Source organism: Clostridioides sp. LIBA-2809 (assembly GCF_056688965.1).
The window spans coordinates 3,318,961-3,345,101 of the sequence record NZ_CP197004.1 but is presented as its reverse complement, the minus strand read 5'-3'; the positions used below and the strand labels follow the sequence as shown (position 1 = coordinate 3,345,101).

At 29.8% G+C, this 26,141-nt stretch carries 26 protein-coding genes and 2 riboswitches; of the genes, 22 read left to right on the top strand and 4 right to left on the bottom strand.

The window, feature by feature from the left end; genetic code table 11:
* The first annotated feature begins 10 nt into the window (after positions 1-10).
* From ACTG44_RS15815 to ACTG44_RS15775, 9 genes are all read left to right on the top strand, one after another.
* Complete coding sequence (locus ACTG44_RS15815; RefSeq protein ID WP_021411570.1) at positions 11-1,036, top strand: phage tail protein; 1,026 nt, start codon at positions 11-13, stop codon at positions 1,034-1,036.
* 14 nt (positions 1,037-1,050) lie between these two features.
* The gene (locus tag ACTG44_RS15810) at positions 1,051-2,757 is read left to right on the top strand and encodes a glycine rich domain-containing protein (protein WP_021391917.1); all 1,707 of its coding nucleotides are present in this window, start codon (positions 1,051-1,053) and stop codon (positions 2,755-2,757) included.
* A gap of 15 nt (positions 2,758-2,772) precedes the next feature.
* Positions 2,773-3,066: a hypothetical protein gene (locus ACTG44_RS15805; protein WP_009896669.1), complete on the top strand. Its 294-nt coding sequence runs from the start codon at positions 2,773-2,775 to the stop codon at positions 3,064-3,066.
* Positions 3,066-3,248, top strand: a complete 183-nt coding sequence (locus tag ACTG44_RS15800) for a hypothetical protein (RefSeq protein ID WP_009899649.1) — start codon at positions 3,066-3,068, stop codon at positions 3,246-3,248. Before ACTG44_RS15805 ends, ACTG44_RS15800 begins: the two co-directional genes overlap by 1 nt.
* Before the next feature lie 97 nt (positions 3,249-3,345).
* Positions 3,346-3,564 (top strand): hypothetical protein, encoded by a 219-nt coding sequence (locus ACTG44_RS15795; RefSeq protein WP_009894435.1) that lies wholly within the window; start codon positions 3,346-3,348, stop codon positions 3,562-3,564.
* A gap of 67 nt (positions 3,565-3,631) precedes the next feature.
* Positions 3,632-4,063 carry a phage holin family protein gene (locus ACTG44_RS15790; protein ID WP_009894433.1) on the top strand — a complete coding sequence of 144 codons (432 nt, stop codon included), beginning with the start codon at positions 3,632-3,634 and terminating at the stop codon, positions 4,061-4,063.
* Positions 4,063-4,875: an N-acetylmuramoyl-L-alanine amidase gene (locus ACTG44_RS15785; protein WP_021359648.1), complete on the top strand. Its 813-nt coding sequence runs from the start codon at positions 4,063-4,065 to the stop codon at positions 4,873-4,875. The genes ACTG44_RS15790 and ACTG44_RS15785 overlap by 1 nt, the downstream gene beginning before the upstream one ends.
* Positions 4,876-4,970: 95 nt before the next feature.
* Positions 4,971-5,318, top strand: a complete 348-nt coding sequence (locus ACTG44_RS15780) for a hypothetical protein (protein WP_009898409.1) — start codon at positions 4,971-4,973, stop codon at positions 5,316-5,318.
* A 165-nt stretch (positions 5,319-5,483) separates the two neighbouring features.
* On the top strand, positions 5,484-6,002 hold the full coding sequence (locus ACTG44_RS15775; protein WP_009898407.1) for a Pycsar system effector family protein: 519 nt from the start codon (positions 5,484-5,486) through the stop codon (positions 6,000-6,002).
* Positions 6,003-6,065: 63 nt separating this feature from the next.
* Here the strand turns inward: ACTG44_RS15775 and ACTG44_RS15770 are convergent, their stop codons facing one another.
* The 3 genes from ACTG44_RS15770 to ACTG44_RS15760 all read right to left on the bottom strand — a co-directional run bounded on the left by ACTG44_RS15770 (position 6,066) and on the right by ACTG44_RS15760 (position 9,039).
* The gene (locus ACTG44_RS15770) at positions 6,066-7,634 is read right to left on the bottom strand and encodes a hypothetical protein (protein WP_009898404.1); all 1,569 of its coding nucleotides are present in this window, start codon (positions 7,632-7,634) and stop codon (positions 6,066-6,068) included.
* Positions 7,628-8,149 (bottom strand): ImmA/IrrE family metallo-endopeptidase, encoded by a 522-nt coding sequence (locus ACTG44_RS15765; protein ID WP_009898403.1) that lies wholly within the window; start codon positions 8,147-8,149, stop codon positions 7,628-7,630. Before ACTG44_RS15765 ends, ACTG44_RS15770 begins: the two co-directional genes overlap by 7 nt.
* Before the next feature lie 701 nt (positions 8,150-8,850).
* Positions 8,851-9,039 carry a hypothetical protein gene (locus tag ACTG44_RS15760; RefSeq protein ID WP_009898401.1) on the bottom strand — a complete coding sequence of 63 codons (189 nt, stop codon included), beginning with the start codon at positions 9,037-9,039 and terminating at the stop codon, positions 8,851-8,853.
* A 258-nt stretch (positions 9,040-9,297) separates the two neighbouring features.
* Between ACTG44_RS15760 and ACTG44_RS15755 the strand changes: the two genes are divergently transcribed.
* The 10 genes from ACTG44_RS15755 (at position 9,298) to ACTG44_RS15710 (ending at position 20,849) form a co-directional block, all read left to right on the top strand.
* Entirely contained in the window at positions 9,298-9,441 is a 144-nt protein-coding gene (locus ACTG44_RS15755) for a type I toxin-antitoxin system toxin (protein ID WP_011861731.1), read from the top strand.
* Between the two features lie 202 nt (positions 9,442-9,643).
* Positions 9,644-9,741, bottom strand: a riboswitch (cyclic di-GMP riboswitch).
* 228 nt (positions 9,742-9,969) lie between these two features.
* Positions 9,970-10,353, top strand: coding sequence for a BlaI/MecI/CopY family transcriptional regulator (locus tag ACTG44_RS15750; protein ID WP_021391918.1), 384 nt, complete (start codon positions 9,970-9,972; stop codon positions 10,351-10,353).
* Between the two features lie 189 nt (positions 10,354-10,542).
* Positions 10,543-10,872 carry a GGDEF domain-containing protein gene (locus tag ACTG44_RS15745; RefSeq protein ID WP_479921702.1) on the top strand — a complete coding sequence of 110 codons (330 nt, stop codon included), beginning with the start codon at positions 10,543-10,545 and terminating at the stop codon, positions 10,870-10,872.
* Entirely contained in the window at positions 10,872-12,170 is a 1,299-nt protein-coding gene (locus tag ACTG44_RS15740) for an EAL domain-containing protein (RefSeq protein WP_479919351.1), read from the top strand. The genes ACTG44_RS15745 and ACTG44_RS15740 overlap by 1 nt, the downstream gene beginning before the upstream one ends.
* 27 nt (positions 12,171-12,197) lie before the next feature.
* Entirely contained in the window at positions 12,198-13,844 is a 1,647-nt protein-coding gene (locus ACTG44_RS15735; RefSeq protein ID WP_479920820.1) for a peptide ABC transporter substrate-binding protein, read from the top strand.
* Positions 13,845-13,870: 26 nt separating this feature from the next.
* Positions 13,871-14,830 carry an ABC transporter permease gene (locus tag ACTG44_RS15730; RefSeq protein ID WP_479920819.1) on the top strand — a complete coding sequence of 320 codons (960 nt, stop codon included), beginning with the start codon at positions 13,871-13,873 and terminating at the stop codon, positions 14,828-14,830.
* 85 nt (positions 14,831-14,915) lie between these two features.
* Positions 14,916-15,806: an ABC transporter permease gene (locus ACTG44_RS15725; RefSeq protein ID WP_479917383.1), complete on the top strand. Its 891-nt coding sequence runs from the start codon at positions 14,916-14,918 to the stop codon at positions 15,804-15,806.
* Positions 15,784-16,788, top strand: coding sequence for an ABC transporter ATP-binding protein (locus ACTG44_RS15720; RefSeq protein ID WP_479920818.1), 1,005 nt, complete (start codon positions 15,784-15,786; stop codon positions 16,786-16,788). Before ACTG44_RS15725 ends, ACTG44_RS15720 begins: the two co-directional genes overlap by 23 nt.
* Entirely contained in the window at positions 16,769-17,752 is a 984-nt protein-coding gene (locus tag ACTG44_RS15715; RefSeq protein ID WP_479920817.1) for an ABC transporter ATP-binding protein, read from the top strand. Before ACTG44_RS15720 ends, ACTG44_RS15715 begins: the two co-directional genes overlap by 20 nt.
* Before the next feature lie 322 nt (positions 17,753-18,074).
* Positions 18,075-20,849: a calcium-translocating P-type ATPase, PMCA-type gene (locus tag ACTG44_RS15710; protein ID WP_479917381.1), complete on the top strand. Its 2,775-nt coding sequence runs from the start codon at positions 18,075-18,077 to the stop codon at positions 20,847-20,849.
* 115 nt (positions 20,850-20,964) lie between these two features.
* Here the strand turns inward: ACTG44_RS15710 and ACTG44_RS15705 are convergent, their stop codons facing one another.
* On the bottom strand, positions 20,965-21,504 hold the full coding sequence (locus ACTG44_RS15705) for a prolyl-tRNA synthetase associated domain-containing protein (RefSeq protein ID WP_479920816.1): 540 nt from the start codon (positions 21,502-21,504) through the stop codon (positions 20,965-20,967).
* 126 nt (positions 21,505-21,630) lie between these two features.
* Between ACTG44_RS15705 and ACTG44_RS15700 the strand changes: the two genes are divergently transcribed.
* The 3 genes from ACTG44_RS15700 (at position 21,631) to ACTG44_RS15690 (ending at position 25,836) form a co-directional block, all read left to right on the top strand.
* The gene (locus ACTG44_RS15700) at positions 21,631-22,497 is read left to right on the top strand and encodes a LysR family transcriptional regulator (protein WP_479920815.1); all 867 of its coding nucleotides are present in this window, start codon (positions 21,631-21,633) and stop codon (positions 22,495-22,497) included.
* 308 nt (positions 22,498-22,805) lie between these two features.
* Complete coding sequence (locus tag ACTG44_RS15695; protein WP_479920814.1) at positions 22,806-24,425, top strand: alpha/beta hydrolase family protein; 1,620 nt, start codon at positions 22,806-22,808, stop codon at positions 24,423-24,425.
* Between the two features lie 232 nt (positions 24,426-24,657).
* Positions 24,658-25,836, top strand: a complete 1,179-nt coding sequence (locus ACTG44_RS15690) for a cation diffusion facilitator family transporter (protein WP_021385781.1) — start codon at positions 24,658-24,660, stop codon at positions 25,834-25,836.
* A gap of 125 nt (positions 25,837-25,961) precedes the next feature.
* A riboswitch (cyclic di-GMP riboswitch) is annotated at positions 25,962-26,047 on the top strand.
* Positions 26,048-26,141 lie beyond the last annotated feature (94 nt).

Here is a 26,141-nt window from a genome sequence, read left to right as displayed (position 1 = left end):
AGGTGATATATTGGCTATAGATAAAAGTTATTACACTATAATTACAGATGTAGGAAAAGCAAAGATAGCAAATGCAAGTGTCACAGGTAATAAAGTGGGATTTGTAAAAATTCAACTTGGTGATGGAGGAGGGAGTGAATATACTCCAACTGAGAGTCAGACAGCTCTCAAAAACGTGGTATGGGAAGGCAATATTGGAAATACAACTACAGATGAAACTGCACCAAATTGTATAATATTAGAGAGTTTAATACCATCAAGTGTAGGCGGATTTATGATAAGAGAAATAGGATATTTAGATGATGAAAATAATTTAATTGCCATTTCTAAATACAAAGAGTGTTATAAACCTTCTATAGAACAAGGTGCAGTGGTAGACATGAAGGTTAAAACTGTGCTTATTGTATCTAATGTAAATAATATAGAACTTAAAATTGACCCAACAATAATCTTTGCAACACTCAAAGATATACAAGACTTAGAAACTAAAATAGGTACTGTTAATACTAAAATAGATACAACTAAAACAGAATTAACAAATAATTTAGAAACTGCTAAAACAGAGTTAAACACTAGAATTGACACAGAAAATGAGAAACAAAATATTAAAATTGACCAATTAATCGCAGGTGGTTCTAATGTGGCATCTACTCAAACAATAACAATTGACGATTGGGTTGAGGATGCAGAAAATGGATTCAAAGCAACTGTAACACATAGTTTGTTAACACAGAGAATAGTTGTAAATATTATAGATGCTACTACAAAAGAAAATGTAGTTACAAACTTTAAAATTATAGATGATAATACTATAGAAATTAGAAGTGAAACAAGGTCAGAATTAAACGTTTATGTGATAAATGGAAATGCAGAAACTCATTTTATAAATGCAACTGTAGATGATAACAGAGTGTCTGAAATGACTACTTATTCGTCTAAGAAAATAGAGGATAGATTGGTTAATATAGAAGAAAAATTAAGTGGTGGGTTATCTAACATTGCAACAAGTGTAAATGAATTGATAACTTATTGTTAAAGGAGAGTGAGAAAATGCAGACAGAATGGAACTTTGGGTACAATGGTTCGCCACAAAGTGTTATATTGAAACCTGGCAAATATAAATTTGAATGCTGGGGTTCTTCTGGAGGTATCAACAATTCTTCTTGGCATACTGATGCTAAAGGCGGATATTCTAAAGGTGAAATTACATTAAAAAAACAAACTACATTATATGTTTACGTCGGCGAAAGTGGTTTTGCTTCTTCATCTACGAGTAATAACACTAAAAGTGGTTTTAATGGCGGTGGTAAAGGTTATTTAAATCAACAGGTTATGGGTACTTATTATTCTATGTACGGTGGTGGTGCTACTGATATAAGGCTCGTTGGTGGTGCTTGGGATAATGAGCAAGGTTTGCTATCTCGTATAATTGTCGCAGGTGGTGGCGGTGGTTCATATTCTCCTTATACTGGTGGTGCAGGAGGAGGATTAGAAGGAGGTACTGGGTATAGTGCTAACGACAGACATCGTCCCGGCGGTACTCAATATCAAGGTGGTATTGGTCGTGTAAGCACAGAAAACGGAAGTTTTGGAAAAGGGTGTTCTGCTAAAGATTCAACTGGCGAAGGCGGTGGAGGTGGCTGGTTTGGTGGTGCAGGAATGAATGGTGCGGGAGCAGGTGGAGGTGGAAGTGGCTACGTATTAACTAAAGATAGTTATAAGCCTACTGGCTACACACCAACATCTGAATATTATTTTGATAATGTTGTTATGGAATCTGGTGGAAATACTGCTGGTGCTTATGGTTATGCCCTAATAACATTACTACAAGCATTACCTTTTTTAACCGTATCCTCTTATAACTCCACACAAGCAACATTTAAAGCTGACCACACAGACCCTACACTATTAACTAAGATAGAAGTATTTATAGATGATGTACTAAAAGAAACTATAACAACAGATTTAACAACAGAGAAAACAATTAACTATACATTAGAAGATAATGCACTGCACACGCTTAAAATAGTTGTTACAGACAGCAATAATGCAACTGCTGAAAAAGTTTTAAGTATAAGTAAGAATATAATGCCACTGCCCGAAAATGTAAATTTAAATGATATATCAACAAAATTAGTTGAGGTTAATGCAGGATTTAAAGTTGGGAAAACAAGTATTATAAACACTTTAGCATTAAAGAATATAGAAGCAAGTTTGAATAACACACTTGTTGAGTTATCAGAGAAAATAAAGCAGTCTTTTGATAGTGGAGACGCTAGTTTACAGGATTTGATGAATCAGTTAACACAAGCTAATAATACTATATCGCAATTAAACTCTAAATATAAAGTTGCTAGTGGAACAGTCACTTCTTTTGCGGATAGTGCTAAAATTGCTTATCCATATCTAACCGACAGAACTTTTAAACCTGGTACTTGGGTTAAAATTAGTAATTTAGATTTTAAGCCTAACATTTTCTTTGCTGATTTTGATTACTATGATACTGAATATAAAAATAATTATAAACTTTTCCTTTTTGCTTGTCGTGGTGTCGCTACACAAAGAGGTGTTGATTTTTCAAGCGTTACAGCTTTTATTAGAAAAAACAGTGATGAAAATTTTCATGCTAATGGTTGGCTCTATAATAATTCCGAAGGGGATGTTTATTTTAATAATACTGGTGTTCAAATTCCAGCTTATAACTTTGACTCAACTCAAAGACATATTTATAAATGGTATGCTATTAAATTTATTTAAGAAGGAGAAAAAAATATGAATGTTCCAAACAGAGTAATATATGACCAAACAGGCAAAATAATTTTTGAAACAGGTGAGTCCTGTGGGGATGTGTTACCACACAATAAAATAACTGAATTAGATTATATTGATATTCCATATGGAAGTATAGATTATATTAAAAATAGAATTATAGGCATAAATATAGAAACAAAACAACCAATTTTGGAAGAAATACCAGTATATGTAAGTGAAGAAAAAAAGAGAATACAAGAATTAGAAAATCAAGTTTTATTAAATGAAAATGAAAAAGTAGGAGGATTATTATAATGAATATAAATAATGTTGTAGTAAGAATATTAGCAGAGAGGATATTAAACGGAGGATTAAACCCTCTAAAAAATCGAGAATTTGAATTAGATGACGTAACTAACACAGAGTATAGAAAAGCAGTAGAGGATTATATAATTAGAGAAAGTGGAGTAGTAGAAGGAGCAGAACCAACAAAATAGGTTTTTTTTATATAAATTAAAAATAATTTCCTTTTTTAGTTATATATTTTTTATTTTTATCTATAATAAAAAAATTCTATTAAAAGGAGATTAAAAAATGAAGAAAATAATTGTAATTTGCATTCTAGTTCTAATGTTAATTATACCTACTATGGGGGAGATATTTATAATGGTAGAAAATATAAAGCTAGAGGGGCTAGAACAAAACCCAACAAGTTGTTACATTTCTAATCCAGGGATTATGGGAGAAGCAAAATGTGATGCAGCATACTTTATTATAGCTGCAGATTTCGTTAACAATTTAAAGGTAAAATAATAAATTAATACATTTAAAGGACTTAGATAATTCTAGGTCCTTTTTAATACAAAAATTAGGAGGAAATATGAATTTAACAATAGTTTTTTTAGCAACAAATATATTTATAAAATTAGTAATATTAGCAATAGCATTTGATACACTGTTAGGTTGCTTAAGAGCAATAAAAACACATCAGTTTAATTCAAGTTTTGGAATAAATGGAGGAATAAGAAAAGTTGCAATGATAGCATGTATATTTTTTCTAGCAGTAGTTGATATACTTACAAAGTTTAACTTTTTATTTATGTTGCCACAAGATTGGATTGATTTCTTGAGATTAAATCATCTTGGAATATCTGAATTTTTCTCTATTCTATTCATTTTGTATGAAAGTGTAAGTATATTAAAAAATATGTACTTATGTGGATTACCAGTTCCCAAAAAATTAAAGGAGAAAATAGGCAATTTACTAGATACAATGACAGACGAATTAAATATTAAGGGAGGTAATAAATAATGAAAATATGTATTACAGTAGGACACAGTATTTTAAAAAGTGGAGCATGCACTTCTGCTGATGGAGTAATTAACGAGTATCAATACAACAAATCTCTTGCACCAGTATTAGCAGATACATTTAGAAAAGAAGGGCATAAGGTAGATGTAATAATATGCCCAGAAAAGCAGTTTAAAACTAAGAATGAAGAAAAGTCTTATAAAATACCTAGAGTTAATAGTGGAGGATATGATTTACTTATAGAGTTACATTTAAATGCAAGTAACGGTCAAGGTAAAGGTTCAGAAGTCCTATATTATAGTAATAAAGGCTTAGAGTATGCAACTAGAATATGTGATAAACTAGGTACAGTATTTAAAAATAGAGGTGCTAAATTAGATAAAAGATTATATATCTTAAATAGTTCAAAGCCTACAGCAGTATTAATTGAAAGTTTCTTCTGTGATAATAAAGAAGATTATGATAAAGCTAAGAAACTAGGTCATGAAGGTATTGCTAAGTTAATTGTAGAAGGTGTATTAAATAAAAATATAAATAATGAGGGAGTTAAACAGATGTACAAACATACAATTGTTTATGATGGAGAAGTTGATAAGATACTTGCGAATGTGCTTAGTTGGGGCTATAGTCCAAGCAAAGTTTTAGTTTGTGATATAAAAGATTACGTACCAGGTCAGACGGAAAATTTATATGTTGTAGGAGGTGGCGCATGTGAAAAGATAAGTTCTATTACTAAAGAAAAATTTATTATGATAAAAGGTAATGATAGATTTGATACACTTTATAAAGCATTGGATTTTATTAATAGATAGATAAAAGTTATCAACTAGAAGTGGTTGTTTGTTGTGATAACTCTATTATTGTAATATAATGTAAATATATTATTGTGATAATGGAGGATTTATGTATGGATGCATTGGTTTATGAGAGATTTGTAAGAGCAGCTTTTAGTATTAAACTTAATAACTTGATTAATAGAAGCGAAGATTTAGGTGGATTGGCTGAAGCTGATATCTTTAGAGCAGCAAATAATTTACATGAATTAAATGAGATAAAAATAGGTACTGGGTATGCTATTGCAATATTTAATAATGAGATATTAGAGTCTTGTAATGTTTCTGATAATGATAGCAATAGAATGATTGAACTATTTGATAGAAGTTTAATTGCAACTTCTAGGGAGGAAATATTGGATATTATAAGAGAATATGAAACTTATAGAGGACGATATCTTACTTTTAATTGGAAGAGATAGAATGTTTAAGTTAGGAAGTAGTAATTATAGTTAGTTATTACTTTCTTTCACATATTTTTATTATTTCAATAAGATTATTTCCAAATAATAATTTATTCAATGATAATAAGTAGAAAATAAAATTTTGAATCAATATAAAATTTAATGAAATGAGGTAGTAAAATCATGGATAAAAAAATAGACATAGCGAAGTTTATAGTAAATAGAATTGATTACTATATTGAAAAATCAGATAATAAAGCTAGTTTTTTACTATTATTAAATAGCGCAATTATAGGTTTTTTATTTTCAGGGAAGGAAAAAATAATGAATCACTTAAGTATAAGTAATATCAGATGTTTAGAGATGCTATTTTACATTGTTATATTATGTATATTTGTTATTTCAATTTATTTTTCGATTATGGTTTTAAAGCCAAGGAATTCTAAAATAGAAAATGAATATAAATCTATTTTTTATTATAAAGAGATAGCATCTTTAAATAATGAACAGTACAAAGAAGCATTTGAAAATGCATTTAAAGACGAAGAAAACTTGATTAATGATGCACTTGTTCAAATAAAAGAATTATCTTTAATCTGTGATAAGAAAATGTATAATGTAAAAAAGTCAGTAGAAGCTTTTATTTTAGGTGGTATTATATTGTTTATATATATACTTGTAGTAGTTTTTAATGCTATTTAGAAAATGTTTTATTTGGTTAGTATTCCTCTATGAAGATAGAATCAAATCATAGAAGAATACTATTTACATATTTGTAGATTCTTGTAATTGATTTTCATTTAATTTTTTAAATGCTAGTTTTAAAGTTTCTTTAAAATCAGGTACTGTGTTTTCATTAAAATCTTCAAGTTCATCCTCTCCTATCCATGCAAGTTCATTATGTTTTGATGTGGGTTCAAATTTAGAAATATCATAATCATTTATTATTTCTGCGAGAGTTATAATGCCTTTGTGTAAACCATCACTTTTTTTAACTTGATAAATTGCTAGAGGTATAGGTTGGCAATCATCTTTTCTTGTGCAATCAGTAATAGGTTCAATGTTTATATTAAAATCTTTTTCATATTCATCTTTAATAGTATTTATAATTGAAGTTTCTAGACTTGCCTTAGCACAACCAAATTCCCATTTACTCGCATTATTATTTCTATTATCACTTCTTTTCGCAATTAATATTTTTGAAGTTGATTTATTATAACAAACCGCAACACAGTGTAATTCCATTAAATCTACTTTTATATAGTCTTTATCTATTGTATTTTTATCATAACTGGGGTTTGTTTTAGAAATTACGTCACCTATTTTTTCAATCTTATCACTAAGGTTTCTGTCTATAAGTATTTTATCCAAAGCCTTGTCTACAGAATTAAACATAAAAGAATCAATTAGTAATTTACTTTCTCCTTTTTTATTAAAAAAATATTCTCGAACCAATTCATTTTCTTCTATTTCATCAAAAGAAAAACTATCATCAAATTCTATATCATTATTTTTTCCTTTATTATGATACCAAATGATAGGGTATAGTTTATCTTTCCAGATACCCTTTAATTTTTTATATGTAATTATATGTAATTTAGATAAAATATCAGTTTTTCTTGATAATATATAAGCTAGTTCAAAACTAAGAACAAGTCTTTCTGGGCATGTTTGCTTTGATATTCTGAAACCAGCATCAATATCATTTCCTAAGAACTCAAATATTTTATAATTATTGGATAAATCGTACATAGCAGAAATATTTTCATATTGTTCATTATTTTCTAAAGCATTAAAATTAGGATTTCTTGATACTATAGCAATCCAGGCCGCTCCTTTTAATGAAATAATATTTTGAAGTTTCATTAAGTATTTTTCAGATTCAGAAAATCCTTCTAGTGTAGAGAATATATTACCACTTTTTATATCTTTAGCAGTGCTTGTTAAAATATCAAAGATTATATCTATGTATTTATAAATTTCATCATAATTTTTTAGTACGATAATGAAAATTACCTCATCACCAAGAACTCTCCAAAGTTGTGCTTTAAGGTTTTCATAAACTCTATATTGTAACTTACGAATTATATGTGATAATACCTTAGCCCATCCGCTATAATTTATATTTTTATATAATGATGAATTAGCTATATCAAAAGAAAAGAACAAAATCACTTCTGGATGATTAGGTTCTTTTTCTTTTTCATAAATATCAGTATTAATATTTTCTTGAAGTTTTTCCTTATACTTTTTAAGATTAAAAGCGTTTTCGTTTTTAGCTGAATTATGAACATTATTTACATTTTGAGTTTTATATTCTTTATCATCTACCATTGTAAATATCCTAACCATTTCCCTCTATTAGATGCTGCATAAGAGGAAACATTAAAGTATTCTGCAATTTTTGAAGTGTCGACCTTATTACCTACTGTGTTTTCATCCATAATTCTTTTATATTCATGTTTAGGCATCAACAAGGCTGCTGCAAATTCATTGGATTGATACTCCTTATTGGTATTGCCACTTCTAAAATACTGATTTCCATCTTGACTATTCCATAGTTCATCATCAATGCCATAACCCATGTGTAAAAATAAATGTCCAAGTTCATGAGCAATGGTAAAATTCTTTCTGGTATCTGGTTGATAAGGAGATACCACTATTTCAAATGAATCATCAACTTTTCTAATAAATCCATCAGAGTATCCACTTAAAGAACTATCTTCTATTACCTTGCCTCCTAAAGCATCAACAACTTGATTTATATTTACTATTGGAATTTGGATTTTGTATGTTTGGATAATATCTTGGGTTATATCATTAATTAGCTCTCTGATTTTGAAATCCATAAAATCACATCCTTATATAATATTTTATTTAAATAATTATTTATTATAATATTCATTATATCAAAAACTATTTTTTTTGGTACATTTAATATTAATTATTTTCATTAACCTTTTGTATTATACAATATAATTATACCATATAAAAACTGTTTTTTGTCGAATGTATGTTTGAAAAAATAAAAATTAGTAAATTATCTTAAAAATAATTAGATATACTTTGGAAGCAATAAGAATATTAACAATAAGATAAATCGTTGAAATACCAACATGTGTTAAATAATAACAATAAACAAATAATAAAATTTTAGATTTCAGAATATGAAAGAACCAAAAAACGATTAACTAGTAATCTTAATTAAATTCATTTAGTTGATGTTAAAGTATGAAAACTATAGTAGAAGTTGTAATAATAAAACGAACGAAAATTATCATACTAAAACATAATACATGCTATAATTGTATTAGATAAATGCTTGAATATATACCAAAAGTACTCTTTTTATAAGAGTGCTTATTTTTTTGAAATTCATCAACATATAAACTATCAAGAACATTACTCAACACACCTTAAAATTGATTTAAATTCTTTTTCATACACAAAGTTATATGATATAATAAAAAAGTAAATATGTAACCCCAACACATCTTTACTAAGTCAAACATTATTATATAGAGCATTCTTCATTATGGAGAGTGCTTTTTCATTTCTTTGAATAATCATGTTGATTATTTATAATATTTTCATTTAATTTATCTTTATCTATCAAATTTAATGCACAATTAATACAAATGTTAGTTTTCATATGACTTTTCTTATGAAAAGTAATATACTTATTATCATCTTTATTTATTCCTTTATTACAGTAATCACATAATATAGTCTTAGTCATATTTTTATTCCTTTCATTTTATATTTTCCATAATTAAGTTTAACATATTTAGTATATACCTATGTATATATATTTAAAACAATGTTTTTTATTGCAATATAGAATATATTGTATAAATAAAAAAATATGGAGAATGGATATTTGATAATTGTAAAATTATGTTATAATTAAAATGCAAGAATAATCTTGTGGAACTACAATCTAAGAGTGGAGCTTCATTTTCTACATTCCATCCCTTAAAAGGAAGGAGGTGGAGAAATGAGCGAATTTTTACTAGGAGTGTTAGCTAGTTTAACAGCTAGCTTTATTACATATATTATTTCCAGAAAAGTAAAAAGCCACTCTGGCAGGAGTGACTTTGAGCTTGATGTAAAAATCAAGTTTAATAAAAAACGACATTAATATTTAGTTAATGAAACTTCACTCTAGGCTAATAGATTGTAGTTTCTTTTTTTGTTTTTGATACGAATTTACATCTTTATTATATCGCATTTTAAGAAAAAATAAAACTGTGAATGCTAGAAATATATTTTATTTTATCTCTAAGTATATATATTATTATCCCCCTAAAAAACTTTCATAAAAACAAAAAGAACACTATCTTTTTGGCAACTGGCTGACATAACTCATAAGATATTTATATAAGTCTTAGTCCCTATAGCTTTGCGTCACTAAATTTCTCTAGTTTTGCCGATTTAGTTTTATTCTACAACTAAAATAATACAATAGAATTAGTTATTATTCAACAGGATAGTTTGAAAGTTGAATAATTTTATAGATATGAAAGTTATTTTTCTTCTAAGAAAACAAACTAAAACAGTAGAATATATGGTAAAAATTACCTATAGTTTTTGTCCTAAAAAGCTCCTATTATTAATTTAAGCTAGATAAATTTGAAGAAGTGACATAAATTGAAAGAAGGAATATATTATGTTGAATAGAAAACTACCAGATGCAGAATTAAAAATTATGAAATACATATGGAATACTGGTTATAAAACTGTAATATCAAAAGATGTTGCAGATGAAATAGAAAAAACATATGGTTGGAAGCATACAACTACAATTACACTTTTAGCTAGATTAACCAAAAAAGGTTTTTTAATATCGCAGAGAATTGGGAAACATGTACACTATACAGTATTAGTAAAAGAAAGAGAGTATCTAAAATTAGAAGGTAAAAGAATTTTTGGAGGTTTACATAACAATCCCTTGTCAGAACTAATTTCAAAATTGCATGATGGAGAAGAAATAACTGAAGAAAAAATAATAGAAATAGGAAATTGGATAAAAAGCTGGAAAGATGAAGATTAATAAATAAAAGGTAGCTACTAATATAAGTGCTACCTTTTTTCTTGTGGATAATATTGGGGATAAGTTGTGGAAAACTTATGTAAAATTTGTGGATAAAATATTTTACTGACATTTGACTGACATAAATATCAAAACTTGATTTTAAAGTATTGAAATTTCAATTATTAATCATATAAAAATAGAAAAGTTATTATTGTAATAAAGAATAACTTGCCAGACAACGCTTTTGCTGCACGATATGGAGGAGATGAATTCACTTGTATATTTGTTGATAGAAGTGATGATGAAATTATTACATTTGTTAAGTCAGTTCAAAAAGAGCTGAGAGAAAAAAATATTGTACATTTAAAAAGTAAAAACTCTAAACAGCTCACTTTATCTTTTGGGATATATAACGAGATACATGTCGATGGTTGTGATGAATTAACCCTTATTAAAAATGCTGATTTAGCCTTATACCAATCCAAAAATAAGGGAAGAAATGTATATACAATTTATAAACAAAGGAGCCAATCGTGATGGAAACGGAAAAGAATATCACCTTAAAGCGCCATATATATGATACTTCATATATTTTGGAAAAATATTGTAAAGTAAAAGGTAGTGATGAAAGATACGCTTTAATACATTTCAACATTAAAAATTTTCGCTATTTTAATACAAAGTATGGGAGTAAAGCAGGAGATGAAATCTTGACATTGATTTTTCAAAAGATAATGACATTTTTAGAAGAAAAGGAGTATGCTGCATATTTATATGCGGATAACTTTGCATTTTTAGTTAGGTGTGATGACTCCAATTACCTTATATATGAACGATTGATACCACTAATTGAAATGTTATATCGTATAGATGATGAGCGGATTTATAGAAATCTTTTTATGTCTATGGGGATTTATGTGATTATTAACCCAGAAGTCTCATTTTATGATGCACTAAATTATGCAAATCTGTGTAGAAAAGAAAGTGAAACTTTATTTAATAGAAGTTCTTGTATAGAACTTTATGACGAATCTTTTTATAAAAGCTATATGGACCGTATGAAACTAGAAATAGATACAGCAGATGCATATAAAGAGTATGAATTTGTTACATATCTACAGCCAAAAGTTAGCCTAATAAGTGGAGAAGTTATAGGTGCAGAGGCACTACTTCGTTGGTTTGATAAAGATGGAAATAGCGTACCATTATATAAATTTCTGCCTATCTTAAACCAAAATGGCTACATTAAGTTAATTGATATTGATACTTTTGAACAAATGTGCCAATATTTGGACACAAGAATAAAAAATAACCAGAAGGTTGTACCAATCAGTTTTAATATTTCAAAGTCATATTTTTATGACCCAGATATTGTTCAAAATTACATTGATGTATTTGAAAAATATAATATTCCTAAGCACTATATTGAAATTGAATTTATGGAATCAATTTCTTTAAATGATACTGAGCGTTTGAAAAAAATAGTATCTGATTTTAAGGGATATGGGTTTACATGTTCTCTAGATGATTTTGGCGATGGGTACTCTTCTTTTAATGTATTACTTAATGCGCGTTTTGATATTATCAAGATGGACCGTCAGTTTTTTTTAAATAACTTAAATGGTAATAGTAATTTAGTAATAAAGACTATTATAGATTTAATTCATTCCTTAAATATGAAGGTGACTGCTGAAGGTGTAGAATCCAAAGAACATATAGAAAATTTAAAAGAATATGGATGCGATATGGTTCAAGGTTATTATTACTATAAACCTATGTCAATTGATTCATTTAACATGATATTGGACGAACAGGATGATTGTCAGGAATTATAAAAATTATTTTTTTAGAGGGAGAAAAATATGAGATACAAAAAAATTATAACATTATTATTAGTAGCTATGCTTGCATTAAATTTGGTGGCATGTTCTACACCTAAACAAGGGGATACAACAAAAGGCTCAGTTTTTAAGGGTACTCAAGGAAAAGAAATGGTAACGTTAAATGTCACATCAGAGCCAACAGAATTGAATCCCATGAGAATGAGTGATACTATTGCCCAAAGTATTCTCTATCATTGTATGTCTGGATTCACAAAGTTGAATGAAAAGGATGAGCCAGTAGCTGATTTAGCAGAACGTTGGGATATAAATGATGCTAACACAATTTATACAATGCATCTAAGAAAGGATGCAAAATGGTCAAATGGAGACCCAGTAACTGTGAATGATTTTTACTATTCTTGGGTGACACAGATGAAGCCTTCTACTGGAAGTATATTTGCTGCATATATATATAAGAATATAAAAAATGGAGAAGCATTTTATAAGGGGGAGGTTGACGAAACACAGCTTGGGTTAAAGGTATTAGATGATTATACATTAGAAATTCAATGGTCTCATCCAATGACTAATGGCTTATTTTATTTGTCACAACCATATTTTTTACCAATAAATAAGAAGGCTTATGAGACGATTGGCGATAAACAGTACGCTAAAGAGGCAGATAAAATGGTAACAAATGGCGCATATAAAATAACAGAATGGGTTCATGATGACCATCTTACAATGGAGAAATCTGAAGAATATTATAATGCATCAGAAATTAATATTCCTAAAGTTAGATTGGTCATGATAGGAGATGCAAATACAAGTTTGAATGCATTTACTGCTGGAGAAATTGACCTTTGTAACCTATATAACGAACAAATTAAACTCGTGGGAGACAAAAGTAAAGATACTATTCAATCTTACATAGATGGAGGTTCTTGGTATTTAAGCTTTAATACACAAAATGAGTATCTTTCTAACATAAATCTAAGGAAAGCACTTGCCTATTCTATTGATGTACAAAGTTTGCTTGATAATGTAATTAATGATGGTTCTATAGCAGCTAACGGTCTTGTGCCAGGTGTTATAAAAGGTGTTGATGGTAAAAGTTATGCAGAAAAACGTGGTAGCCTATTTAAGTATGACAAAGATAAGGCAAAGGAATATCTTGATAAGGCACTTCAAGAACTTGGGATAGAAAAGAAAGATATTAAACTTGTATTTTGGACATCAGATACAACATACAATCAGAATCAGGCTGCCTATTTGCAACAACAATGGAAGGAAAATCTTGGATTGGATGTAGAACTAAAATCTACAGCAGTGAAAGCTTTGTCTGAAGCAACAATGAATGGTGATTACAGCTTTGCAGTGAATGCTTGGGGGCCTTCTGAGAATGATGCAATTACATTTTTAGAGAATTATACAACAGAAAATATGAATAACCATGGAAAATATTCTAATTTAAAGTATGATAAGTTGATTGAGGATTCAACTCATGAGAGCGACCCTAAAAAGCGTCAAGAGATACTGATACAGGCAGAAAAAATTCTAATAGATGATATGGTTATAGGACCGATGTATTTTACATGTACTACTTATGCAGTTTCTGATAAACTAGTTGGTCTAGTACGTACACCATTTCAATTCTTTAACGTTTTAAATGCTCATATTAAGTAAATAAAAACAGGACAGGAGCAGACAATATGTCTTTACAAATGAGGTATATCGCTAAGCGACTTATTTATGCGGTACTTACTGTATGGGTTTTGATTTCCATTACATTTTTATTGATGCAGATGCTTCCAGGTGACCCTTTTTCCGGAATTAAGGTACTTAATCCTGAGATAAAAGCTTCTTTAGCCACAAAGTATGGTCTAGATAAGTCTGTATTAGAGCAGTATGGAATATATGTGAATAATTTGATACATGGAGATTTTGGTTCTTCCATTGTATCTGGTCGTCAAGTCATAGATATCATAGCCCAAGCATTCCCAGTTTCTTTAGAACTGGGAATACGGGCTTTGATTTTTGCAATTATTTTGGGATTTTTGTCAGGGATTACAGCTGCTTTGAAGCATGGGACGAAGTGGGATACATTGACAATGATTTTGGTGCTTCTTGGGGTGTCTGTTCCATCATTTATTATTGGTGCTTTGTTGCAGTATTTTTTTGGAATTGTGGTGTTTCAATTTACTGGTATCCATTTTTTTGCCATTATAGGATGGGGGAGTGAGAATAGCAAGATTTTACCTGCATTTGCGCTCGCCTTTGGTTCTATGGCAAGTATTGGGAGGTTAATGCGTTCTAGTATGCTTGATGTACTTGGGCAGGACTATATCCGTACAGCAAAGGTTAAAGGAATCAAGAAAAAAGATATTATCTTTCATCATTGTCTACGTAATGCATTAATGCCAGTGATAACAGTTCTTGGTCCTATGACAGCAGTTCTGTTGACTGGGACATTTGCTGTAGAATATGTATTTTCTATTCCAGGTCTTGGAAAATACTTTGTAGACTCAGTACAGGCCAATGACTATCCAGTGATTATAGGAACAACATTGTTTTTTGGTATGTTTCTCGTATTGTGTAATTTAATCGTGGATATTTTGAACAGTTGTATAGACCCTCGTATAAAATTAGGAGGTGAGGAAAATAGACAGTAGTAAAAGAGTACTTGTCCATGAAGATTTTTCTTCTATTGATGGCTGTAATTTAGATATAACTAATAATAAACAGGTGTATCCCTCTATGAGTTTTGTAAGGGAAACTATATCCATACTATGCCACAATAAAATTGCAGTAGTGTCATTTATAATGATACTTCTTCTGATTATAGGATCAATATGTTTTCCAATATTTTATAATTTTGATTTTGCATCTCAGAATGTGGCATATGCAAATACCCCCTTTTTTAGCAAAGACCCAAGTAGTGGTTTTACTCATATCTTTGGTACAGATAATCTTGGGCGTGATATTTTTGTACGTATTTGGTATGGGACACGAGTATCACTTCTAGTAGCAGGGGTGGTAGCTATCATAGACTGCATAGTAGGAGTAGTATATGGTAGTATTTCTGGATATATAGGTGGCATGGTTGACAATGTAATGATGCGTATATTGGAAATCATTAGTGGAATTCCATACCTTGTTGTTGTCCTTTTACTCATGGCAGTGCTACCACAGGGAGTTGGAACTTTGATTATCGCCTATACTCTTGTAGGATGGACTAGTATGGCACGATTGGTAAGAGGACAGGTGATTTCTCTTATGGAGAGAGAATTTATAATTGCTGCAAGAATTATGGGAGCAAGTATGGGACGGATTATTTTCTGCCACCTAATTCCTAATATGTTAGGTATTATTATTGTACATATGACATTGAGTATTCCAGGGATTATATTTACAGAAGCATTCTTATCAATGTTGGGAATGGGAGTCCCTCCACCATATCCATCATTGGGAATTATGGCAAATGAAGGTGTTGCTGTTTTTCAGACTTATCCAGTAAGGCTTTTAGTGCCAGGACTATTTATTTGTCTTATAATGCTTTCTTTCAATCTCTTGGGAGACCAACTTCAAGATGCTCTAAATCCTAGGTTGAGGAGGTCTGCTGATTATGGACGATATTCTAAGAATTAAGGAATTGAATGTGTCTTTCGATATGCACAAAAGAACCGTAAATGCAGTTCGAGGTGTTTCGCTTTCCATGAACAGTGGCGAGATTCTTGCACTAGTGGGTGAAAGTGGTTGTGGTAAAAGTGTAATGGCACAGTCAATTTTGCAACTGAATCCTTCACCACCAGCTAAAATTATGGCTGAAGAATTGAAACTTCTAAACTTTGATATTTTGAATGCATCAGAAAAAGAGATGGAACAAATAAGAGGTACTTTAGCAAGTATGATTTTTCAAGACCCTCTGACTTGTTTGAATCCTACAATGAAAATAGGTAAGCAGATTACAGAGTCGCTATACAGAAAAGAAAAAATGTCATCATCTGATTGTAAACAAGAAGCAGTTAGACTACTTGAAATGGTACAGATACCAAATGCTGCACTACAAGCAGAGCAGTACCCTCATCAATTTTCAGGAGGTATGCGACAACGTGTAATGATTGCTATGGCTTTGGCATGTAATCCGAAACTACTTATTGCAGACGAACCAACAACAGCTCTTGATGTTACTACACAACTGCAAATCTTGAAACTGATTGCCAAAATCAGAAAAGAGATGGGGACAGCTGTGCTTTTGATTACCCATGATTTTGGTGTTGTGGCAAACTTGGCAGACCGTGTAGCAGTGATGTATGCTGGAAAAATTGTGGAAGAGAGTGATGTGAAAGAACTTTTTAGTAAAGCAATACACCCATATACACAAGCATTGTTAAGAACACTCCCTACATCAGGTGGTATGGGTGAACGCATATATATATTGGGAAGTCCACCAAATTTATCTGATTTGCCAGTCGGTTGTTCTTTTTCAAAGAGGTGTCCATATTGTATGCAGATTTGTTTGAGAGAAGAGCCTCCTTTGTTTAAGGTGTCAAATAGTCATAGTGCTTCTTGTTGGCGTCTGCATGAAAGTTTTCCAAAGGAGGAATTGGATGATGGAAAAATTACTTGAATTAAATAATGTATCCAAGAGCTTTCCTTTAGGAAGAAAGCGCAAAAATATTGCTGTCAATCATGTTAACCTAACTATTTATAAAGGTGAAACTTTAGGGCTTGTTGGAGAATCTGGTTGTGGAAAATCAACTCTTGCAAGAGTTATTATGGGTGTATATCCATCAAGCGAAGGTGAAATATTATTTCAAGGCAAAAAACTAGAGCTACATCGACAAAGTAGAAGAAAGGCATTTGCACAACATACACAAATGATATTCCAGGACCCATATATGTCTTTAGACCCACATATGACAGTGGAGTCTATTATTGCAGAAAATTTGAAGGTTCATGGCATGCTGGATAAAAATACAAGAACACAAAAAGTATATGAATTGTTAGAAATGACTGGGCTTTTGCGAGAGCATGCAGGACGTTTTCCACATGAGTTTTCAGGAGGCCAAAGACAAAGGATTAGTATTGCACGTGCACTCGTGGTTCAGCCAGATTTCATTATATGTGATGAACCAGTGTCAGCACTAGACAATTCTATCCAGAGTCAGATTATAAACCTTTTGTACAAATTAAAGATAGAACTTGGGCTTACTTATCTATTTATTTCACATGACCTAAATATGGTGCGTTATATTTCTGATAGGATAGCAGTGATGTATGCTGGTAGAATCGTGGAGATTGGGAATGCTGAGGAGATTTACAAGACACCTTTACATCCATATACACAGATGCTTTTACGTGCAGTTTTGACTCCAAATCCGAATGAGAGAAATATACTAGATGAAGAAATAGACGTACAAGACGAAGTTAAAATTTTTTCAAGTTGTGAAAAAGGATGTCCTTTTGTGGAGCGTTGTCCAATATCAACAGAATATTGTAGGAAAGAAATACCTGAATTATTTGAACACAGGCAGAAGCATCTAGTTGCTTGTCACATGACAAGCAAAGGGTTTAGCTATTATAAAGAGTAAATTTTTGGTGTAATGATAACTAGTATTTTAACATAGTGATAAATGGTAGAGGTGTAAATAGATTTGTTTTTATATAATTTTATCTAAAAATATAGATGCTTTATTTCTTGTACTCAAATTTTTTCAATATTAAAACCTTAAAATATTAATTTAAAAAAGTAGTAAAAAATAACATATAAAAAATTTAAAAGAGGAGTTGAACTTAAAATTTGATTGGAAAAAAATCAATTTTGAGACAACTCCTTATTTTTTTGGAAAAGTAATATACAAGCTATCATAAGCATATAATTCTCTATAGATAATTAACAAGGGGGATAAAGTTATGAGGTATTATAATAAACCTACCAAAGAAGTATTAAAATACTTAAAGACAAATCCAGAAGTTGGACTTGCTGATAATGAGGTAGAAGAGAGGAAGCTTAGATATGGATTAAATGAATTTACGATAAAAGAAGGACGAACATTTTGGGACGAGTTGGGAGAAAGTCTGACAGAACCCATGATATTAATTCTTATAGGAGCAGCAGTAATAAGTTCATTTGTTGGAGAATTGCATGATGCATTAGGTATTTTAGGAGCTATTTTTATTGGTATTTCTATAGGTATAATAACCGAAGGAAAATCTAAAAAAGCAGCTCATGCTCTATCAAAATTAACAGAGAATATAGAAGTAAAAGTACTTAGAAATGGAAAGATAGTTAAAATATCAAAAAATGATTTGGTACCAGGAGATATTGTATATATAGAAACGGGGGATATGATACCAGCAGATGGAAGGCTTATACAATCTATAAATTTGAAGCTTAGAGAAGATATGCTAACAGGAGAGTCTGATGATGTAGCTAAAAATGCTGATGCTATACTGGATATGGAGGTAGTTTATTCTAAAACAGAAATAATTGAACAGGATACAATACCTGCAAAGCAAATAAATATGGTATTTGGAGGAACTCTTGTAGCATATGGTAGAGGTATAATGGTTGTTACTCATATTGGTGATAAGACAGAGATGGGTAAGATAGCACAGAATTTATCAAATGATGACCAGCAAACTCCACTTCAAATTAAGTTAGGTAAGTTAGGTGCTAAAATAGCAGGAATATCAGGGATAATAGCTACTTTATTGTGTATGTTCATGATTATACAGATGCAGAGAAAAGGACTATTGATTTTGGATACAAGCAGTATCTTGTCTTTTTTACAATCATTAGAACCAGCTAAGAATGCATATATGGTTTGTATTGCTTTAATAGTTGCAACTGTTCCAGAAGGTCTACCAACTATGATAAATATCACCTTAGCTATAACGATGCAAAAAATGGCAAAGATAAATGCTCTAGTAACAAAGAAAGAAGCCTGTGAAACTATAGGCTCTGTTTCTGTAATATGTTCTGATAAGACAGGTACTTTAACACAAAATAAAATGATGGTAGAAGTAGCATATGTTGATGGTAAGTATATAAATAGTGGAGAATATCAAAGTAATAGCTATTTTGAACAAAACTGTATAGTAAATTCAACAGCAGATATCGAAAAGGAAGATAATTCATTTAAATACATAGGAAGTGCAACAGAGTGTGCATTACTTTTATATCATAATGATAAGAACTATAATGAAATGAGAAAACAAACTTATTTAATATCACAAATACCATTTAGTTCAGAAGAAAAGAAAATGTCAACATTAATCCGTCAAGAGGATTCAGATATACTGCTTTCAAAAGGAGCACCAGAAGTACTACTAAAGAAATGTTCTTATGTACAACAAGGAAAAAGTATTATTCCAATAACTCCCAAAATAGAAAAAAATATTTTGGATGAAATAAAAAAGCTACAAATTAAATCTATGAGAACATTAGGGTTTGCCTATAAAAAGATGACTAAATCTAGGATAGAAGTTGCAATAACTTCAGAAGGAGAATTGAATTTAATAGGAAATCCAAGAGGCTATGAAAAGGAAGATAATTTGGTATTTAGTGGATTTGTAGGAATAGTAGACCCATTGAGAGAAGGGGTTAAAGAATCTATTGATAAGGCATTTAATGCAGGAGTAGATGTAAAAATGCTTACAGGAGATAATATCAATACAGCCACTGCTATTGGAGATGAATTAGGTTTATTGAGTGATGGGAAAAAGGCAGTTGAGGCAACCTATATAGACGTACTGACAGATGAAGAGTTAAGGGAAGAAATAAAAGGAATATCTATTGTGGCAAGAAGTAAACCAGATACAAAGATGAGAATAGTTTCTGCACTTCAAAAAAGTGGTGAAGTTGTAGCTGTAACAGGTGATGGTATAAACGATGCCCCAGCTCTTAGTCAAGCAGATGTTGGTATTGCGATGGGAATCTCAGGTACAGAAGTATCTAAAAATGCAGCGGATATAATATTGACTGATGATAGCTTTAGTACAATAGTAGAAGGAATAAAATGGGGAAGAGGTATTTATGAAAACTTCCAAAGATTTATACAGTTCCAGCTTACTGTAAATATAGTAGCATTTATAATTGCTATAATATCTCAGCTTACTGGTAAAGATATGCCATTTACCACAATACAACTATTATGGGTAAACATAATAATGGATGGTCCTCCAGCTCTTGCATTAGGACTAGAACCTGTTAGAGATTATGTATTGAAAAGAAAACCAATAAATAGACACTCTGGAATAATAGCTAGGTCTATGTCTATAAATATTATTATAAATGCTATCCTTATAATTACAATTGTATTTACACAATCAGCTTTTAATATATTGGGGGCCACACCAGATGAGCAAGGTACTGTTATATTTTCTTTATTTGCATTCAGTGCCCTTTTTAATGCATTGAATTGTAGAGAGTTTGGCTTTAATAGTACGATACCGAATTTCTTTAAAAATAAGCTGGCATTACAAATAATTGTTGTTACAGGTGTAATCCAGATAATATTTACACAAGTATTCCAGAGTTTCTTTAACTCTGTTTCTTTAGACTTTAATATGTGGATAAAAATAATACTATTTGCATCAACTATTCTGTTATCAAATGAATTTGTTAAATTAATTCTTAGAACACTAAAAAATAGCAGAACTACGAATCTTAGTATTAAAAGTTAATTTTTTGTAAGACCGCAAAGTAGCATATATTATGACTTTGCGGTTTTATGTTTTATACAATTATTTTGGAGTTATTTTAATATTATATAGTTTCTTTCTATAATATTTCATTATATTACAATTCGATTATAGATGGTGTATGATTTACGAAAGGTAAAAAATCGTGAATGATTTGTTTTGTTTTAATTTTCATATAACTGGTAGTAGTACCATCACTACATCCATACCATTCTTCATTGACAACGCCTTTGTCAAAAACGATTTGTACAGTATTATCACTGTCAAGTATAGCACTGAAAATAGTTGCTGCACCAACTTTAGTTCCTAACATTGTTTCCATGAATTCAGCAGGAGCAAAAGAAACTCTAGACACTCCTAATGCGTTGCTAAAATTAGTTGATTTAAATGGTTTATCCCCTGGCATAATAAATAGATAAAAATCTGTTTTTTGTCTATTACAAAGAAATAGAGTCTTTACCATTTTCATATCCAATTTTTTATCAATCTGAACACAGTCTTCCATTGTAATTGCTTCATCTGTCTCAACGCGTTCAAATTCAATATTCAAATTTTGTAATATTTCGTATACCTCTTTTTGTAATGGAGTATCAAATTTAACTGGTGCTTCTGTATAAATATCACTTATAAAAAACATGATTTATTTCCTTCCTTTCCGTTTAAAATCCTATGGGCATAGTGTATCATAAGGTTATAAATTATAAAAGCGAATGTTTATCATAGAAAATATGACAAAATCAGATGGATGTGAGGTGTACACAGTATGGATATGAATATTCAAAAATATATGGCATTTGTTAAAGCTGTTGAATCTGGAAGTTTTACAAAGGCAGCGGATATGTTAAAGTATTCGCAATCTGGCATTAGCCGTATGATTAATGATTTAGAAAAAGAATGGGGGGTATCACTATTAGAACGTAGACGTTCTGGGGTAAAATTAACTTCTGATGGTATGAAATTATTACCTTTTGCTAAAGGTGTATGTAATGAATATTATAAATTACAAATGCAAATAGAGGAATTGAATGGATTGAAATCAGGGATTATACGAATAGGAACCTTTTCAAGTGTGGCAACTCATTGGCTTCCAAATATTATTAGAGAGTTTCAAAAGGACTATCCTAATATTGACTATGAATTATTACTTGGTGATTATACAGAAATAGAAAATTGGATTCTAGATGGTAGAGTTGATTGTGGTTTTTTAAGACTGCCTACGCTTCCAGAGTTTGAAACTATTTTTTTAGAGCAGGATAAATTACTTGTGATTTTACCTGAAAACCATCCTCTTGTAGAGTGTGAATACTTTCCAATTGATGAACTTTGTAATTATCCTTTTATGTTATTAGAAAAAGGTGCAAAAACAGAGATTTCTGAGATATTTGAACGCCACAATATTTCTCCTAAAGTTCATTTTACAACATGGGATGATTATGCAATTATGTCTATGGTGGAAAGTGGCTTGGGTATTAGCATATTACCTCAGCTTATTTTACAACGTATTCCTTATCGTATTGTGGCAAAGGAGTTGGAAGTACCAGCTTATAGAAATATTGGTATGGTATTAAGGGACAAAAAGAGCACATCACTTGCAGTGAAGAAGTTTATAGATTATATAAAGTATAAATAAATACAAAAAAAATCAATGAAAAAACTATTTTATATGTAAAAATATTATATAAAAGTAAAATTTTAGAGCTTTAAATTAAAAGATATCAGAAATAAAAAATAATATTATAAATAATACTTGGGAAAAATAATAGCATGACAATAAATCTATGAAGAAAAGGAACTAATAGTATAAGGTTACTTTAATAGAATTCAAATAGATTATCCGAATAGATAGAAAGATTAATAAATAGATATTAAGTTATAAAGAAAATTTACTAGAAATCCAATAAATCATATCAAAATGGATATATAGAAAGGAATAAATTTATGAAATTTAAAAAATGGATTAGTATGATTTTATCTATATCAGTAATAAGTGCTCTGTTTGTAGGTTGTACAAATAAAGCTAATTCTAATGAAACTTCAAATGAAAAAATATCATACGAAATAAATTCAACAAAAAATAATGATAATAAGATTGAATCTAATAAATTTAGTTTAGGAACATCAGAAATAGTTATAAGAGGAAAGACAATACCTTTTAAGATAGAAGGTATAATATCAGCTCCTAAAGAGATAAAAGAAAAAGCACCTGTAGTATTAATCTTTCATGGGCAACATGGAGATGGAGAAAATGATTTTGAAGATGGATTTAAATATCTTACTGAAGATTTAGCGAAAAATGGTATTATAGGAGTATCTATTGATACTTCAGTAAACTATACTTTTAAGTATGGAGAACCTGTAGAAAACGAGAGAATCACATATTTAACTCAGGCTTATATAAAAGCATTTCAAGATGCAAATGAGGGAAATAAAAACGGATTTGGAGTATATCTTAAAGATAAAGTTGATTTAAATAATATTGGTCTTATAGGTCATTCTGTAGCTGGTTCTGGTGTATTCAAAATAGCACAAGACCAAATACAAAAAGAGTTTAAGGGAATAAAAGGAATTATATCACTTACACCAGCCTATAATAGTCCGATAGAAAAGTTTCCAGATATACCAACAACAATAATAGTATCAGAGTACGATGGAGATGTTATTCACAGTGGAGATGATATTTTTCATGCTATATCCTTAGATAAAAATAGAAAAAGCCCATTGGGACTAACTTATTTAGTAGGTGGAAATCATAATGCATATAACTCAGTTTTGGGAGAAAAGGAATTTTCTGCACCACGAGATACGGATGGGACTTATCCTGAAAAATTATGTAAAGAAGAACATAGAGATTTCTTTTCTAATTATGCAGTTGACTATATGAAATCTATTTTTGACTTTGATGATAGCGAATCACCTATTTTTAGTAAAAAGGGATTGCCATATAAAATGTATGGGTATCAGACATTAAACAAAGTTAAATATAATGGTTCTTTAGATTTATTCAATCAAAAATCATTTAAAGATATAGATTCAAGTGATGTTGATACAAAAGAGGTAGTTGAATCAGAGAGATTAGATAAAGATACTGCAAAACTTTTTAGTAATATAAGCTCAAGTGAAGATGTTGATTTATTGCAAGTTGATTGGAAATCTAAAGAAGCAAAAATAGAGTTACCTTTAAGTAATAAAAATTTAAAAGATTACTCTGCACTAAAATTTAGATGGGCGTTGAATTCTCCTAGTGAGTTAAATAGTAAAGATAAGAAGGTTTCAGTTAAACTTAGCTTAATTGATTCTAAAGGAAAAGAAAGTAGTGTAATAATGGATAATGATAAAGTGTCTGCTATAAAATATTTTGAGGGTAAAGCTGTGAGAGATGAATATGTAGAAGGAAAATTTATGGAGTTTTGGTCAAGATATACTCCAGTAAGTGATACAATAATACCTATTGAAAAGTTTAAAAACATAGATTTATCTAATGTAAAAGGCATTAAATTTGAATTTGAAAATCCAGATACAGGTTCAATTATGTTAAATAAAATAGTTGGTATAAAATAGTAATATAAGTCCTAGGTAAAATTATAAAATATCTAGGGCTAATTTTGTTAGACTTCAAGAATTTAAACTGAAAATATGTTGCTTTTATAATGGCTGTATGAAAATAAGGCTAATAATATCTTATTAAGATAGAGTAACTTTTAAGAATTTTATATACAAATTATGTTATCATAAATAAAGATATAAATTCTAAAATTTGTTAATAAAATAGAAGACAAGGAGGGTAAGTTTTATGTTTTCAAAAATCCTAGTCAAAACATTTATCAAAGATAGTGAAAATGTTCAAAATAGAGATGTTAGAAATAAGTATGGTTATGTAGCTGGTGTAGTAGGTATATTATCTAATTTACTTTTATTTGTAGTAAAGGTGTCTATAGGTATGCTCACAGCAAGTATAGCCATAATGGCTGATGCATTTAACAATCTTTCTGATATGGCATCTTCAGCAATAACTATGATAGGATTCAAATTAGCAAGTAAGCCAGCTGATAAAGAGCATCCTTTTGGACATGGAAGAATAGAATATTTATCCGCATTAATAGTAGCATTTATGGTGATGTTGGTAGGACTTCAATTTATAAAGTCATCTGTAGAAAGGATAGTAAATCCAGTACCTATAAAATTTGAAGTAATACCTCTTGTACTTTTAATTGCTTCTATAATGATTAAAGTTTGGTTAAGTAAATTTAATAAATTTATGGGAAATAAAATTAATTCTTCAGCATTAAAAGCAGTTTCACTTGATGCTTTAGGAGACGTATTCACATCGAGTTGTGTAGTAATATCATTTGTTATAGCTAGGTTTACTAGTTTTCCTATAGATGGCTATGTTGGTATTGCAGTATCACTAGTAATACTTTATGCTGGATTTTCACTTGTAAAAGATACTATAAATCCTCTTCTAGGAGAAGCCCCAGATGAAGAAATGGTAAAATCCATTATAGAATTATTACTATCTTATAAACATATTATAGGGACACATGATTTAATAATCCATAACTATGGAGTTGGACGATGTATTGCATCTATACATGCAGAAATTCCATCAAATATAGATATAATGGAAATTCATGAAATCATAGATACTGCTGAGAGAGAAATATCTGAAAAATTGGATATATATTTGGTAATTCACATGGACCCTATATGTCTTGAAGATGAAGAAGTTATGTCAGCAAAGGAAGAACTTGAAAAAATACTTAAGAAAAATAGTCTCGTAAAATCTATGCATGATTTTAGAATAGTTGGAAAAGGAAATAAGAAAAATTTAGTGTTTGATATAGTAGTTAATCCTTCTGAGTTCTCTAAAAATATGTCAGAAGAAGATTTAAAAGAAGATATAACGAGATTAGTTAAGGAGATGAATCCTGAATATAATTGTGTAATTGTTGTGGATAAGGATTTTATTTAATGATTACCTAAAATTGTTATAAGGAAAAAAATGTAAAATATATAGACAATAAGATATAGTCATTATATAATATAAATATATAATTGTATTTAGTATGAATATAACAATTTTAATTGTTTTTTATAAAATATTATAGAGATGTTGATGTATGTCTTATTATTGGGCGCCTTATGGACATACTGAGTCAGTGGTGCAACCGGCTATGAATATAAATTTATTTATTTTCATAGCTTTTTTTGTATAATTTTTTGATAAAAATTAATTTAAATGGGATATCAATGGAAATTTATAAACTATAGACAGTA